Genomic DNA, 14,005 nt, shown 5'->3' on the forward strand with positions numbered 1-14,005 from the left:
CATGAATGAAACAAACACGCCCATCGACCTGTCTGAAGGCAGGCAATCCATTTGGAGTCCGATGTTTATTTCTATTTTTATCATTAATATTGCATTAAACATGGCACAGTTTATGATGAATACGCTCATTCCAAACTACGCGGAGCATCTGGGAGCTACGGCTGTTATTATCGGCGTTGTCTCCAGCCTGTTCGCCGTGACCGCGCTGGGCATCAGGCCGATTGTTGGGCCCTCGACCGGCTATTTTCGAAACAATCGGCTGCTTGCGGCTGCGGTGGGCATTATTGCGATAGCGTTTGTCTGTTATGCGTTTGCAGACAGCATAACCATTCTCATGATGGGGCGTCTGCTTCATGGCATTGGCATGGGCTTTCTGGCGCCGCTGTCGTTGGCGCTGGCCAGCGATGCGCTGCCGAGCAACAAGCTGGCCTCCGGAATCGGCATATTTTCTCTGGGGCAGGCAATGGCTACCGCTGTGGGTCCAATGCTTGGTCTGGAGCTGGTTCATTATTTTGGCTATTCAGCTACGTTTATCATTGGGGCCGCTATTATGGTTGCGGTGCTGCTCATGGCGCTGAGGCTCAAAACGGATGCCCCGGACAAGACGGGCGGCTTTAAGCTATCGCTGAACAATATTGTTGCTGCCGAGGTGGTTGTGCCGTCCATCATCATGTTTTTTCTGGCAGGGGCGTATTCCTGCATTAATTCCTTTATTTTGATCTATGGCAAGGCGAATGGGGTTAAGGAAATCGGATTGTTTTTTACCGCATATGCGGTTTGCGTCCTGTTCTCCCGTCCATTCAGCGGGAAAATGGCGGATAAGTACGGTTTGGGCGCCATGCTGGTGCCGGGCATATTCGTGTTTGCCCTTTCCTTTATCCTCATTAGCTACGCCCGTACGCTGCCGATGTTTCTTCTTGCCGGGGCGGTGTCCGCCTTTGGCTACGGGATTTGCCAGCCCATTATTCAAACGATGTGTATGAAGCTGGTCAATAAAGACAGGCGCGGCATAGCGGGAAATACGAGCTACATCGGCGTTGATCTGGGGTATTTGCTGACGCCTACTATTGCCGGAGCAATCGTGACGTTTGTGCAAAGCCGCGGCGGAAGCGTCGTGGAGGGATATTCGATGATGTACCAGATGATGACTATTCCCATTATTACGGCCTTTGTCATCTTTATGCTGACGCGTAAACGGCTGTTGAAGCAGGAGCCTGTCATTAAGGAAGTGCAAATGTAATGGGAGGGAGCAAGGGAGCATGAGGGATGTTGTCGCCATTGGCGAATTGCTGGTCGATATGTTTCGCAACGACTCCTCGCCGGACGGCGTTGAGTGGAGCTACGGCTGCCAGGCGGGAGGCGCGCCCGCCAATGTATTGGCCTTGCTGGCTAAGCTGGGAAGGAAAACGGCGTTGATTGCCAAAACCGGCAACGATGAATTCGGCCGCTTTCTGGCGGAGGCCTTGACTCGGGCCGGCGTAGAGGGCAGCGGCGTGGTGCGGGATCAGGGGAATGCGACAACGCTTGCTTTTGTCCATTTGGACAAGGAGGGCGATCGATCCTTTAGCTTTTATCGCAATCCCGGGGCGGATCAAATGCTGGAGGAACGGGAGCTGGACTGGAGCTTGATCGACAGCGCCTCCATTCTTCATGTCGGCTCGGTATCGCTGACGCATGAGCCGTCGGCCTCCGCTACGCTTGCGGCATTGCGTTATGCCAAAGCCGCGGGCAAAATGGTTTCCTTTGACCCCAATCTGCGGCCGGCGCTTTGGTCTTCGCTCCAACATGCGCGAACGATGATCCTTGAAGCGCTACAATATGCCGATATAGTCAAGGTGTCGGAGGAAGAGCTGTTGTTTCTGACCGGCACGGACGATGCCAGCGAAGGCTCTCTGCAGCTAATGGAGAGGTTTGGCACAGGGGTAATTCTGGTCAGCTTTGGCGGCGAAGGGAGCTTTTGCCGAATCGGGAGCCGTACATGCTCTGTGCAGGCTTATCCGGTAAGGGCGATAGACACAACAGGAGCGGGCGATACCTTTTTTGGCGCATTTTTGCATAAGCTGCTGGAGCATGGCGAACCTGCGGAGCAATGGCGTGTTGAGGAGATTCAGGCTGCTTTGCAGTTCGCCAATGCGGCTGCCGCTCTTGTAACGACAAGGAAGGGCGCAATGAGCTCCATGCCTGATTTTCAGGAGATTAAGAGGCTGATGGACGAAAATGAGCAAACACACGGCAGAGGCATATTCGGAAGGGAGTGTTAAGCGATCGATAAGGAAAGGGCGCAGAGCCGGAATAAGCTGCCAAAAGAAAAGGATGTCTCCAGCGCGTTAAGCGGGAGGTATCCTTTTATACTTTTGTAACCGCTTTATTTGTGGTGGACAAGAAGTGGGGATGATGCTAATATTGTTTCTGTAGGAAACTATATTGTGTATAAAGGAAATAAAATTAATGAGGGGAAGGGAACAGATGATGAATAAAGTTGAAACAACCATCAGCTCCTTTGACGGCACAAAGCTATACTTTAGCAAAAACCCGGTTAACGGGGCAAAAGCGTCGGTTGTGATCGTTCACGGGTTATGCGAGCATGCCGGGCGGTACGATTATGTGACGGAAAAGCTAAACCTGAACGGCTTTAATGTATACCGTTTTGACCATCGCGGCCATGCCAGATCAGAGGGCCCGCGCACCTTCTACAGCGATTTCAATCAGCTTGTCGACGATGTAAATGCTGTCGTGGAGATAGCATTGCAGGAAAGCGGAGAGCTTCCCCTTTTTGTAATTGGACATAGCATGGGAGGTTTTGCATCCTCTTCCTTCGGGACCAAATATCCTGGCAAAGTGAAAGGAATTGTATTGTCGGGAGCGCTCACGCGGTATTTTACAAAGGTTGCGGGAGAATTGCCAATGGCACTGCCTTTAGGCAGCTATTTCCCCAATGAGCTGGGCAGCGGGGTGTGCAGCGATCCGGCAGTCGTCCACGCCTATAACAACGATCCGCTGGTGGAAAAACAAATTTCCGTCGACTTGTTCAATAGTCTGGGCAACGGAATTGAGTGGTTAACGCAGCATGCGGCGTCGTTTGTTGATCCGGTACTGGTTTTGCATGGAGCCAACGACGGGCTGGTCAGTGAACGGGATTCCCGCGAGTTTTATGGAGATATTGCCTCCACGGATAAAACCTTGAAAATTTACGCGCATCTCATGCATGAAATTTTTAATGAACCAAGCCGCGACGAGGTGATCGGGGAAGTCATTGCCTGGATGCAAAAGCGCATTTGACACCAGAAAGGAAAGACAGATGAAATTAGAATGGATGGGTAATCACCGGACGCTGGTTGAAAAAATCATCAAGTTCGGAAACGCCTACTCAAACGCGTATAAGCTGCAGCGCAGCTATGGAACGGATATCATGTTTTCCGCCTCGCAAATCCAGACTCTGGAATATATATTGGAGGCGGAGGACAAGGACGAAAAAATGTCCGAAATGGCGGCCCGCCTTGGCGTCAGCCGCAGCGCCTTCTCCAAAAATGTTAAACACCTGACGGAAAAAGGCTTGCTGGACAAATATCATTTGAGCGGCAACCGCAAAGATATTTATGTGAAGCCTTCAGCCAAAGGGCGCGAGGTGTACGAAGCGTATACCGGGTTTGTTCGCCAGGTTTTTTTCCATGAAATTTTCCGGTATGCCGACGGCATTTCGGAGGGAGATAAGGAACGCTTTATTTCGATTATGGACAGGCTTGCTGATTCCTTGTTATGGTACAGCGAAAAGGAGCAGGAGCCTCGCAAGCTGATTAAAATTGACGGCGATGCCGGTTGAGCGCAACCCTTCTTCACTTGCCAAAACGGGTTGCTAATTGCATGATCAAAGGAATTTCCTCCAAGGCTTAGCGTAGTCTTGAGGCAATTCCTTTTTTTTGTTGTCCTGTCACATTAGAGAGTGGCTTGCTAGTTATATAAGGTGTAAGCATTACACACAAGAGGGAAAGGAGGGGGGTTCGTTTTGGAGATTAAGGAACATATAGAACAGATTTTGCAGGGCAATCCGGAGGCATTTGAAGTCATTGTTCGACTGTATGAAAAGAAGATCTTTTCGTTCTGCTACTTCATGCTTGGCAATCGGCAGGAAGCCGAGGACGCGGCGCAGGAGGTTTTTTTTAAGGCGTATCGGAATCTGGAAAGCTATCGGCATGAAAGCGATGATTTGTTTCTGGCATGGTTATATAAGATTGCATCCAATCATTGCAGCACCTTGCTCAAAAGGAAGCAAAGATGGCATCTGCTGATGCCGCTTTTTCGAAGTGATGGAAGTGAAAAAAGCGCCGAGCAAGTTTTTTCTGATCAAACGTATGTACAGTTGCAGCTGCTGAAGGGGCTAACTGCATCGGAAAGGGAAATTTTGGCGTTACGAGTGCTTGAGGATCGGCCGTTTCAAGACATTTCCGCTATTCTCGGCATTAGCTCTGCTGCTATTCGCAAACGATATGAACGCATTAAAGCTAAGCTGAAAAAAAATCAAAGTCAAATGGAGGATGCCCGATATGAACAACGATTTGAATATTGATCGAGTTGTACGTCAGATGAGAGAAGCAGCAATTCCGAAGGTTGAGCTATCTGACGGCGTCATGAAAAAAGTATATGACTCACATACTGTGAAGCCCGCCACCCGTGTACAAGCACGGAAGCGCCATAAAATGACCCCGGTCTGGGCGGCGATGCTGACCTTGCTTCTTATCTCAGCCACATCAGTTGGAGCGGCAGCTCTCTTCAATACCGATTGGAATAATGTCCAGATCAAAATCGGAGCATATAACCCCGCCCCAGCTCCGGAGACTCCTGTAGAGGAGGATTTCGATATCGAAGCAGCTGTGGCAAATGCAGCACACCTTTGGCAGAAGGTATCGCTTGAGCAATCTGCAATTGCATATCACTTTAATCCATTGAGGCCGCAGGAAGGCGAGCTTGCTCTTCTTAAATCGTTTGGCGTTATCTATTCAGGTCCGGAAAACAAAACCTGGCAACCTAACGAAAGATGGCTAGGCGGGATTTACGATGTATTCCAGGGCAATGAATCGGTAATTGTGGCTAAGCAGCAGCTAAATACTCTTATGACAGAAACGTTGCGAGATCCCGAAAAAACATTGAGCTATACCTATGAAGAGGTTGCATGGGAAAATGTAATAAATACCGATGATACGGTTGCCATGTTTGCTCCTACTTCGGATGGAAATATGCTGGAGATCAATCACAAAACAACTGATCTTAACGTTATTACTCTGGATATTACGGGAGGCTCCAAAGAGGAGCTGCTTGCAGTAGCAGAGACTTATTTGACAAAATAAATAACAAAATTGAGCAAAGGGGCGCTTTGAGCAGGTGAAAGCGCCTCTTTGCGTTCTTTTGTTCAATGGAGATAGATTGTGTAAAATGGAGTGGTAGAGCAGTGTAGTTACACTATAATAATTGCAATATAAAGGATGAAGCAGCAGCATGAAAATCATTATCTCCCCCGCCAAAAAGATGAGATCAGATACCGACAATATGGCTTTCCGGGAATTGCCTTCCTTTATGGAAGAGTCGGAGCTTCTCCTTTCTCTTCTGCAAAAGCTATCCTATGACGAGCTAAAGTCGTTATGGAAGTGCAATGATACAATTGCTGCGCTTAATGTGGAGCGGATACAAAGCATGAATTTGAGGAGTAATCTAACGCCTGCCATCTACTCCTATGAAGGGATTCAGTATCAATACATGGCGCCCGGCGTTTTTCAAAATGAGGAGCTGGAGTATCTGCAGGAGCATTTGCGGATTTTATCGGGATTTTATGGCATAGTCCGTCCCTTTGACGGCGTTGTGCCTTATCGGCTGGAGATGCAGGCCAGGCTGCAAGGCCCGGGTTTTAGCTCGCTCTATCACTATTGGGGCGGGAAATTGGCAGAGCGTCTGCTAGCCGAAAGCGACTGCATCCTGAATTTAGCCTCTAAGGAATATAGCAAGTCCGTTTCTCCTTTTTTGAGTAAGGAGGTCCGGTTCATTACATGTGTGTTTGGGCAGATGATAGACGGAAAGGTAATCGAAAGGAGCACTCAGGTCAAAATAGCCAGAGGAGAAATGGTCCGGTACATGGCTGAACGGCAAATTGCAGATGTGGAAGACATCAAAGCTTTTGACCGCTTAACCTATGCTTTTTCGGAAGAGTTGTCCGACGAGCGCACCTATGTTTTTATGCAGACGGTTGAAAAATAGAATTAGAGAAAGGGAGATCGAAGCAATGAATCAGCAGGAATACGGACGTTATTTGTTGGCGATGGGCGGAGTGGAAATGGAGCTGGATGCCGATGAGGGGGTCGAGGCAGACCATCTTTACGGCTTCTTTCAATGGTTCATGCCGACGGGAGAAGGCGTTGAACGTGTGTTTGCACCGCTTCCGGATGGCGAACGTTTTTTGCACAAAATACGCCCTATCTACGACATGCTGAATCCGGAGGATTTTGTCGGTGAATCTGTACCGGGATATTTTAATGGTGGAAATGAAGATGTGTCCGAACAAACATTGCGGGGCTTGGGGCAAGAATTAATTGAAGGCTTAAAAGAGTTGTTCTCTCTGGTGCCGGAGGATGATGAAACTGCGGATATTGCCGAGGACGCGCTACAGGATCTGGATAGTCTGAAGGAGATCATCATATTGCCGCCGGGCGAAATCAGCAAGCTTGAGCAAAGGATGATTCAAGGCATTGATGAAGGGGAAGGCGAAGCTATTTACGAAGCGCTTGCAGAGCTCGTCAGCTCGCGCAGCGATTACGACGAAAACATCGGGTTGCTGAACGAAGCATACTATTCGATCGCATGCGACTATTGGGTAGCTTATTACCTGCAATGGCCTCGCTACCAAGGGCTGCAGGAAGCGGAAAACAGCCTGCGTCCTTACTTTGATCTGTACCGTTATGGCTATCGTATTCATTGGACTCAGAATAAACTGATGATTGGCAGGCGATAAAAACCATTAACCTGACATCCTGCTGTCTGTGGGAAATGGATTTAGACAGAAGCTTTACTGGCGACTTTGAAGAATATTTGAATGGTGACAGAGAAGAGGCCATCATTGATATCTATATTGCATTAAAATGAGTTTCAAAAAGCAGATTGTGGCTATTCTTTATAGAAGACTTCGTATAATTGGAGCGATAAAAAGGTATCCCTGCATTCATCATGATGATGAACGGGATACCTTTTTTCTAATCCTTCAAATATGTAGAAGTCCACTCCATGCTATTTTCATGCAGTTCCTTTTGTTTTTCCGCATTATAGGTGACGGGAACGGTTCGCGCCTTCTGTGTTCCTTTAAAAAACTCCCCCGTTGTTTTACCAACTTCATCGGATGTAGCCAGGTAGATCGAGGTGCGCGCTCCTTGCTTGGGCGACTGCATAAAAAGCTTCATCAGCGGTCTTGCAAAGGCAGGAGCCGTTTTTGCTGATTGAGGGGTATAGATAACGCCGGGATGAAGGGCATTTACGGTCACTCCGCTGCCGGACAACTCCTTGGCCAGATGGTACGTCATCATCAAAACAGCAGTTTTGGCAGTACCATACGCTTTCATGCTGCGGTAGGCCGTTTGCGAAGGATGCGCTGCATGGTCCGGTTCAAATTGTTTGGCCTGCATGATCGACGCAACATTAATAATTCTGCCTGCCTCCGAAGCCTTCAGCTTGTGCAGCAAAAGGCACGTCAATAAAAAAGGAGCCAGATAATTAACGGCAAAGGTCTGCTCGAAGCCGTCTTTGCTTGTCATGTAGCTGCCAAACAGACCTCCTGCATTGTTGATCAGCACATCCAGCTTGTCGTAGCGCTCATTCACTTGCTGCGCCAAACGTGCTATTTCCTTGAAGGAGGACAGGTCAGCCAGCAGCAGATCCACCTTTGAGCTTCCTGTTTGCTGAATAACGGCTTGTTGGGCCGCTTTTCCCCGCTGCTCGTCACGGCAGACCATTATGACATGATGCCCTTGGCGTGCCAGCTCCTCCGCTGTCGCATAACCGATTCCCGAGTTTGCGCCTGTAATCAGGCTTGTTTTTACATACATAGCCCTCATCCCTTCCTAATTTTATAACCACTGAGCGATTTTATCAGGAGAAAGACGCATGGTGGGAAAGCCTTCGTCTGCCGCTTTGCCCAATGCCAAGAGCATAACGGGAGCATATCGTTTTTTGTCCAATCCAAACGCTTCATTAATGCGGGTTTTATCGTACCCGTTAATGGGGTTGGTATCGTAGCCATGCGAGCGGGCAACCAGCATAAGCTGCATGGCAACAAGGCCGCAATCCGTCATGACAATATCTCGGCGCTGCTCCTCCGTCTTTGGGCTGTTCCATTGCAATACGGCAGCTAGCTGACGCTCCTTCATTTCCTCCGTTACGTAGCCCAGTTCAACATTTGTGCTGTAAATCTCCTCGGCTCTAGTCGTATAGTGCAGATCGCCAAAAATGGCGATGGCCGCTGAAGCGGTTTCCAGTTTTACATGGTTGGTCGGAGAGGCGACTTCAAGCAGCTTTGCCTTGGACTCAGCGCTTTGGATAATAAGAAAATGCCAAGGCTGCATATTGGTTGAAGAGGGTGCCCGCGTTGCCTTCTTCAGCATGTCTTCCATTTCCTCGCGGCTGATGATGACGTCCGGATTATAGCTTTTAATGGAGCGGCGTTCCAGTATTATTTTTTCAAAATCATTGGTTGGTATAACGGAAGTATTAGACATCGTTTTTCTCCTTTGCAGCTTATAATGTAGATAGGTGCCTTACCCTGGCTTAAGCCGCTTAACTGTATGCATTATCTCTATTATACCAATTGTAATGCCGCATGTTGAGCAAAGGCTTCAACGTTACGCCGGAGACGCTGCGGGATGTGGGAATAGAGTAATTGAGAGATGGAGAGCTTGCCAAGGCCAAAAGCGGTATACTAAATACAGAGCTTCGCAACAAATTCAGAGATTAGCTTGCAGAACGAAAGGAGAGGGAGCATGGACCGGATTCACTATTTGTCGCAATTTAATTTGCTGAAATCCCTCTCGCGGGAGGACCTGATAGAGATGGACAAGCTGACCATCGTTACGACCTTCCCGAAGCATGCGGTTATCCAGAGACCGGATACGTTTGAAGAAATGCTGTATTTTGTGAAAAGGGGACAGGTGCGCTTATATCGGCTTAACGAGGAAGGAAAGCAGTTCACCGTGGACCTTTTGAATGAAGGCAATATTTTTGGCGAAATGAAGGATATTTCCCTGGGAACCCGGGGGTTGTTTATTGAAGCGGTTGAGGAAAGCGATATTTGCAGAATGGACCGGGAGCGGTTCGAAAGCTATTTGCTTCGCCATCCTCAGTTTATGATGAATATGATTCAGGCGATTAGCGAAAGGTTATCCCATATGAGCCGTTTGGCGCAGCATCTGGCGCTTGGCAAGCTGCATGATAAAATCCTGCATGTGCTGATACTGTTATCCAGCCGTTTTGGCGTGGAGGAGGAAGAGGACGGATTTGGCGTAATCAACAGACCGATTTCTCATCAGGAGCTTGCTCATTTGGTTGGCGTGTCACGGGAGGCTGTATCCGTCACTCTAAAAGAGCTTGCGGAAGCGGGTATCATTCGCACCGGTTTTCGCACAGTGGCAATACGGCGTGATAAGATTGAGTCAAAATAACGCTGATTTTTTTGCCGTTTGCTGTAATGTACATTACATCTCTTCCTCTTGCACATCTCTTAAAATGTGAGGACATTAGCGTATGAGGGTGGTGCAGGAAGTTGAAAGAAAACAACGACATTCCGTTATTGGAGGCCTTCGCAAACCGGAAAGGGCCGCTCAGAGCAAGTGAGGTTCAGCCGGAAGTACTGCATTTTTTGAATAGCGGACAGCTTGAAACGGTAAATTTGACAGAATGGCTGGCCGTTGATCATTACCGGCTGTTGACTGCTATTTTGGTCGAGACTGATGGGCAGCGTCATGTCGATACCCTGCTGCCGGGAATGGAACGGATAAAGGGACTGGCAGTTACAAAGGCCATTCCGACCGTTGCGGAAGGCTGGCTTGCTTTATTCCAAACGATTAGCCAACAAGAACGCAACGCCATCTTCCATCGGCTATCGGCCCATCGCTCGGACAGCGTTCGCTGCTGGGCGGCCTATATCGTTGGTTTGGAGCCATCCGGGCTGGAGCAAAAGCTGGAGGGAATTCGCCATTTTGCTGCTGATCATCACTTTGGCGTACGTGAAATCGCATGGATGGCCGTTCGGGATGCCATCTCCCGGGAGCTCAAGCAGGCTATTTCCCTGCTGGAGAAATGGGTATGGGACGAGGATGCCAATATTCGGCGCTTTGCAGTTGAAGCAACCCGTCCGCGCGGGGTATGGGCCCGGCATATTGCGGAGCTGAAGGAGCATCCTGAGCAGGCTCTTCCTTTGCTGGAGCCTTTAAAGTCGGATCACTCCAAATACGTGCAAGACTCGGTCGCCAATTGGCTGAATGACGCGGCAAAGTCGCAGCCGGATTGGGTGTCGGAGATTTGCCGGAAATGGCTTGAGGGCTGTGACGATCGATCAACGAAACGTATCGCAGCGCGAGCGCAAAGAAGCTTGAAAAACGGGTGAGCATTCAGGGATTTCTCCCTGAATGACCGCCCGATTTTTAAATTTGGTATAATGTAGCTATTCATTTCTTCCGTGGTAGAAAGGGGAGTCGGGACATGCCGAATATAATAGACTATCTGGATTGGCGCGGCGACATTTCACTGAAGCATTCTCCTTTTAATGAAGTTGATAATCTGATTCTGTCCCAGCTTGTTTATGCCAATCTGGAATACATAGTGCCATCCAGGTGGAGCGGCGCCTCTATTACGCTGAAAGAAGCGAGCGAAAATTATTTTGCCGTCTATAGCGAGGAGGAGATCGCAAAGATCAGTTATGTTAATCGGATCTCGGTTCCGCTGCTCCGCAAGCTGGGACAATGTCCGCGTTTTGCGAATGCCAAACTTTCCAAATTCGAAAAAATTACCGATCTTGACCGTGTCAAGCAGTTTGCGGCTATGGTAGTGGAGCTGGACGACGATTCGGTTTTTTATGCCTATAGAGGAACGGACAACTCCATCGTTGGCTGGAAGGAAAACTTTAATATGTGTCTGACCACGCCGATCGCCGCGCAATACGAGGCGCTTCGGTATTTGGAGGATACAGTGGGGGAGGGCGATGCGCCGCTTAGACTGGGCGGCCATTCCAAAGGCGGAAATTTGGCCATATATGCAGCTATGATGTGCCGTCCCGCCATTAAGGAGCGCATTCTCCAGGTTTATAATAATGACGGCCCCGGCTTTGACGGAAAAATAATAAAAAGCGCACCCTATCAGCAAATACTGGATCGGATCATTACGATTATTCCACAGTCGTCAGTCGTCGGGATGCTGCTTGAGCACGAAGAAGCGTATACGATCGTGCAAAGCAATGCTCCGCTTCTCATGCAGCATGAGGCTTTTTCCTGGGAGGTCATGGGCAATGCCTTTGTCAAAGGGGAAAGCGTGGAGAAAAAAAGCGAGCTGCTGGATATAACGCTAAAGTCATGGCTCGGCCAGCTGGACAAAATGCAGCGCCAGCAGTTCGTTTCCGCTGTGTTCCATGTTTTTGATGCCGGAGATATTCGAACCTTTGAGGATTTGGGCAGAGCCAAATGGGCAAAAATCAGCGAAATGATCACTGCGTTAAATCAATCTCCGCAATACAAGGCCATATTGATCAAAATGTTGAGGCTATTGCTCAGAGAAGGGCGAAAGGCTATTATGTCTGCAAAAAAGAAAAAAACAAAAAGTGATCCCGGCGGCATTTATTTTTTGGAATAACATGAAATGTAATCCGGGGGATTTCATCTGGCATAAGCACTGGTATACAATAAAATAGCCATATACAGCCGATAATTGAAAGGCGGGGATCCAGATGGAATTGGAAGCAGTGATGCATGAACTGGAAGCGCTGGGTACGGAAAGAACGAAAAAAATATATATGGGAAATGGCGCGCAGGAGCCTCTGTTTGGCGTAGCCACGGGCCAAATGAAGCCTATTTTTAAAAAGACCAGGATCAACCAGCCTCTAGCCGAACGGCTTTATGCAACGGGTAATTATGACGCGATGTATTTTGCCGGCATAATAGCGGACCCCAATGCTATGACTGAAGCTGACTACGACCGCTGGATGGATTCGGCCTATTTCTATATGATCTCCGATTTTATTGTGGCGGTAACCTTGGCGGAGGCGGATATTGCCCAGCAAGTGGCCGACAAGTGGATTGCAAGCGGTGAGGAGCTGAGAATGTCGGCAGGCTGGAGCTGTTATTGCTGGCTGCTTGGCAATCGCCCCGACAGCGAGTTTTCCGCGGCCAAAATCTCCGATATGCTGGAGACGGTAAGGGACAGCATTCATGCAGCCCCGGAGCGAGCGAAATATTCCATGAACAACTTTGTATATACAGTAGGCGTATCTTATGTGCCCATGCATGAAAAAGCAGTTGAAATCGCAGCAGCAATCGGACCTGTGGAAGTGATCGGGAACAAGAAAAAAAGCAGCCCGCTAATTGCCTTGGAGCGAATTCAAAAGGATATTGAAAAAGGAAGAGTTGGCTTCAAACGCAAGCATGTGAGATGTTAGGCGAGCCGGCTTTACCCACATATAACTGCAAAAAGCTGGCGTCGATTTTTCGGCGCCAGCTTGTTTTTATCCGAATTATTTTTAACGGAACTGCCCATAGAGGTCACTCTCCACTTCTTCAATGATTATCATGCGCTTCCAGAACTCTGGCGCTCGCTAATACGTCTTATTTTAGGAGAAATTAACTATTCAGCCCAGTGCTCCATTCCGTTAGACTGGAACATAGCATCATATTAGACGCTTTAAAACGGATGGCGCAGGAGGGCGTGTTTATGTATATTGTATCCCGACTTAATGGAATATCCCATACTTCTCTTAAGCTCTATAAACAAGATGTGATCTCTTATCCGGCAGGCTACCAGCGGTTTTTGGAGCAATACGGAGCGGGTACGTACAGAGGATGGATAGATGTTTATCCGCCGGACGCGGAAGTGCTGAAGCCATTCCCCCAATATGACTTGTGGGAGCATGATGAGGATAGTCCGATTTCGCAAGAACAGATAGGACAATGCATCGCGATCGGCACCTCGGTGGACGGTGATTTCCTTGCCGTATATCCTGGATTAAGCCAACTGTTATGGCTGCCTAGGCATGGAGAACGCGTGACGGCGTTGTTACCGGTTGCTGAAAAGCGGGAAGGAAATGCCGATTACACCTTGTTGCTGGACGAGCTATATCGACAAGTTTATGGAAGCCCTCCGGGGGAGGCTGCTTATTACGAACCATGGTCAGAAACGCGCAATCACCACTTTTTGCGCTTGCCGCCCGGAGAAAATCAGCTCTCGCTGCAGGAGTTGTCTGCGATGTGCAGCGTAGTTTTTCAGCCTGATCTTAAAATTGAAAATCAGTATGGATGCCGGTTGTTTTACCGTGAGCTTGGCGGTTATATACGCTTCAACTATGCCAATCGGCAAGAAGTGGCGATTTTTTATGAACATAGTGCCGTAGAGCTGTTCAACACCATCTCCCAATGGCTCGTCTCCAAGGGATGCCGGTCTTGACTCTATTTCGAAAGTCTATGACATGATTTTAACCGGCGTTTTACCTGATAAAAGAGGGCTTTTACGATAAGAAAAAACTTTTTTGAAAAAAAGGTGTTGCTTTTAATTGGACAGCTGTGGTAAGATAAATCTCGCCGCTGAAAACGACGGCAATCGACAAACAGAAATGATTGTTCCTTGAAAACTGAACATTGAGCGATAATGTTGAAAATTGAAGATTTTCGCATTGGTTTTACCAAGAGCGAAAGCTTCTAGCTAGTTAAGTAATGAGCAAGTCAAACACTTTTATGGAGAGTTTGATCCTGGCTCAGGACGAACGCTGGCGGCGTGCCTA

General features: G+C 48.5%; 15 protein-coding genes. 13 read left to right on the top strand and 2 right to left on the bottom strand.

Annotated features, from left to right (window positions below):
* Position 1: 1 nt before the first annotated feature.
* The 8 genes from A7K91_RS13320 to A7K91_RS13355 all read left to right on the top strand — a co-directional run bounded on the left by A7K91_RS13320 (position 2) and on the right by A7K91_RS13355 (position 6,994).
* On the top strand, positions 2–1,240 hold the full coding sequence (locus A7K91_RS13320) for an MFS transporter (protein WP_068683477.1): 1,239 nt from the start codon (positions 2–4) through the stop codon (positions 1,238–1,240).
* 19 nt (positions 1,241–1,259) lie between these two features.
* Entirely contained in the window at positions 1,260–2,261 is a 1,002-nt protein-coding gene (locus A7K91_RS13325; RefSeq protein ID WP_068683479.1) for a carbohydrate kinase family protein, read from the top strand.
* Between the two features lie 205 nt (positions 2,262–2,466).
* The gene (locus tag A7K91_RS13330; protein ID WP_245697493.1) at positions 2,467–3,279 is read left to right on the top strand and encodes an alpha/beta hydrolase; all 813 of its coding nucleotides are present in this window, start codon (positions 2,467–2,469) and stop codon (positions 3,277–3,279) included.
* A 19-nt stretch (positions 3,280–3,298) separates the two neighbouring features.
* Positions 3,299–3,820 (top strand): MarR family winged helix-turn-helix transcriptional regulator, encoded by a 522-nt coding sequence (locus A7K91_RS13335; protein WP_068683481.1) that lies wholly within the window; start codon positions 3,299–3,301, stop codon positions 3,818–3,820.
* Positions 3,821–4,003: 183 nt separating this feature from the next.
* The gene (locus A7K91_RS13340) at positions 4,004–4,564 is read left to right on the top strand and encodes an RNA polymerase sigma factor (RefSeq protein ID WP_068683483.1); all 561 of its coding nucleotides are present in this window, start codon (positions 4,004–4,006) and stop codon (positions 4,562–4,564) included.
* Positions 4,542–5,342, top strand: a complete 801-nt coding sequence (locus tag A7K91_RS13345) for a hypothetical protein (RefSeq protein WP_068683485.1) — start codon at positions 4,542–4,544, stop codon at positions 5,340–5,342. Before A7K91_RS13340 ends, A7K91_RS13345 begins: the two co-directional genes overlap by 23 nt.
* A 148-nt stretch (positions 5,343–5,490) precedes the next feature.
* Entirely contained in the window at positions 5,491–6,243 is a 753-nt protein-coding gene (yaaA, locus tag A7K91_RS13350) for a peroxide stress protein YaaA (RefSeq protein WP_068683487.1), read from the top strand.
* A 25-nt stretch (positions 6,244–6,268) separates the two neighbouring features.
* Complete coding sequence (locus A7K91_RS13355) at positions 6,269–6,994, top strand: hypothetical protein (RefSeq protein WP_068683489.1); 726 nt, start codon at positions 6,269–6,271, stop codon at positions 6,992–6,994.
* Between the two features lie 238 nt (positions 6,995–7,232).
* Here the strand turns inward: A7K91_RS13355 and A7K91_RS13360 are convergent, their stop codons facing one another.
* Positions 7,233–8,078, bottom strand: coding sequence for an SDR family oxidoreductase (locus tag A7K91_RS13360; RefSeq protein WP_169833408.1), 846 nt, complete (start codon positions 8,076–8,078; stop codon positions 7,233–7,235).
* Positions 8,079–8,099: 21 nt separating this feature from the next.
* On the bottom strand, positions 8,100–8,747 hold the full coding sequence (locus A7K91_RS13365; RefSeq protein WP_068683493.1) for a nitroreductase family protein: 648 nt from the start codon (positions 8,745–8,747) through the stop codon (positions 8,100–8,102).
* Positions 8,748–9,008: 261 nt separating this feature from the next.
* Here A7K91_RS13365 and A7K91_RS13370 point away from each other — a divergent pair, with 261 nt between their 5' ends.
* From A7K91_RS13370 to A7K91_RS13390, 5 genes are all read left to right on the top strand, one after another.
* Positions 9,009–9,686: a Crp/Fnr family transcriptional regulator gene (locus A7K91_RS13370; protein ID WP_068683495.1), complete on the top strand. Its 678-nt coding sequence runs from the start codon at positions 9,009–9,011 to the stop codon at positions 9,684–9,686.
* A gap of 101 nt (positions 9,687–9,787) precedes the next feature.
* Entirely contained in the window at positions 9,788–10,630 is an 843-nt protein-coding gene (locus tag A7K91_RS13375) for a DNA alkylation repair protein (RefSeq protein ID WP_082967452.1), read from the top strand.
* A 95-nt stretch (positions 10,631–10,725) separates the two neighbouring features.
* Positions 10,726–11,868 (top strand): Mbeg1-like protein, encoded by a 1,143-nt coding sequence (locus A7K91_RS13380; RefSeq protein ID WP_068683497.1) that lies wholly within the window; start codon positions 10,726–10,728, stop codon positions 11,866–11,868.
* A gap of 94 nt (positions 11,869–11,962) precedes the next feature.
* Positions 11,963–12,670: a DNA alkylation repair protein gene (locus A7K91_RS13385; protein WP_068683499.1), complete on the top strand. Its 708-nt coding sequence runs from the start codon at positions 11,963–11,965 to the stop codon at positions 12,668–12,670.
* A 272-nt stretch (positions 12,671–12,942) separates the two neighbouring features.
* Positions 12,943–13,671 (top strand): hypothetical protein, encoded by a 729-nt coding sequence (locus A7K91_RS13390; protein WP_068683502.1) that lies wholly within the window; start codon positions 12,943–12,945, stop codon positions 13,669–13,671.
* The last annotated feature ends 334 nt before the right edge of the window (positions 13,672–14,005 follow it).

The organism is Paenibacillus oryzae, from assembly GCF_001675045.1.
Lineage (GTDB): Bacteria > Bacillota > Bacilli > Paenibacillales > Paenibacillaceae > Pristimantibacillus > Pristimantibacillus oryzae.

What these genes read in the sequence shown, in the direction of transcription:
- A7K91_RS13320 (WP_068683477.1), top strand. Translation starts at nt 2, where the DNA reads ATGAATGAAACAAACACGCCCATCGACCTGTCTGAAGGCAGGCAATCC.
- A7K91_RS13325 (WP_068683479.1), top strand. Translation starts at nt 1,260, where the DNA reads ATGAGGGATGTTGTCGCCATTGGCGAATTGCTGGTCGATATGTTTCGC.
- A7K91_RS13330 (WP_245697493.1), top strand. Translation starts at nt 2,467, where the DNA reads ATGATGAATAAAGTTGAAACAACCATCAGCTCCTTTGACGGCACAAAG.
- A7K91_RS13335 (WP_068683481.1), top strand. Translation starts at nt 3,299, where the DNA reads ATGAAATTAGAATGGATGGGTAATCACCGGACGCTGGTTGAAAAAATC.
- A7K91_RS13345 (WP_068683485.1), top strand. Translation starts at nt 4,542, where the DNA reads ATGAACAACGATTTGAATATTGATCGAGTTGTACGTCAGATGAGAGAA.
- yaaA (WP_068683487.1), top strand. Translation starts at nt 5,491, where the DNA reads ATGAAAATCATTATCTCCCCCGCCAAAAAGATGAGATCAGATACCGAC.
- A7K91_RS13355 (WP_068683489.1), top strand. Translation starts at nt 6,269, where the DNA reads ATGAATCAGCAGGAATACGGACGTTATTTGTTGGCGATGGGCGGAGTG.
- A7K91_RS13360 (WP_169833408.1), bottom strand. Translation starts at nt 8,078, where the DNA reads ATGTATGTAAAAACAAGCCTGATTACAGGCGCAAACTCGGGAATCGGT.
- A7K91_RS13365 (WP_068683493.1), bottom strand. Translation starts at nt 8,747, where the DNA reads ATGTCTAATACTTCCGTTATACCAACCAATGATTTTGAAAAAATAATA.
- A7K91_RS13370 (WP_068683495.1), top strand. Translation starts at nt 9,009, where the DNA reads ATGGACCGGATTCACTATTTGTCGCAATTTAATTTGCTGAAATCCCTC.
- A7K91_RS13380 (WP_068683497.1), top strand. Translation starts at nt 10,726, where the DNA reads ATGCCGAATATAATAGACTATCTGGATTGGCGCGGCGACATTTCACTG.
- A7K91_RS13385 (WP_068683499.1), top strand. Translation starts at nt 11,963, where the DNA reads ATGGAATTGGAAGCAGTGATGCATGAACTGGAAGCGCTGGGTACGGAA.
- A7K91_RS13390 (WP_068683502.1), top strand. Translation starts at nt 12,943, where the DNA reads ATGTATATTGTATCCCGACTTAATGGAATATCCCATACTTCTCTTAAG.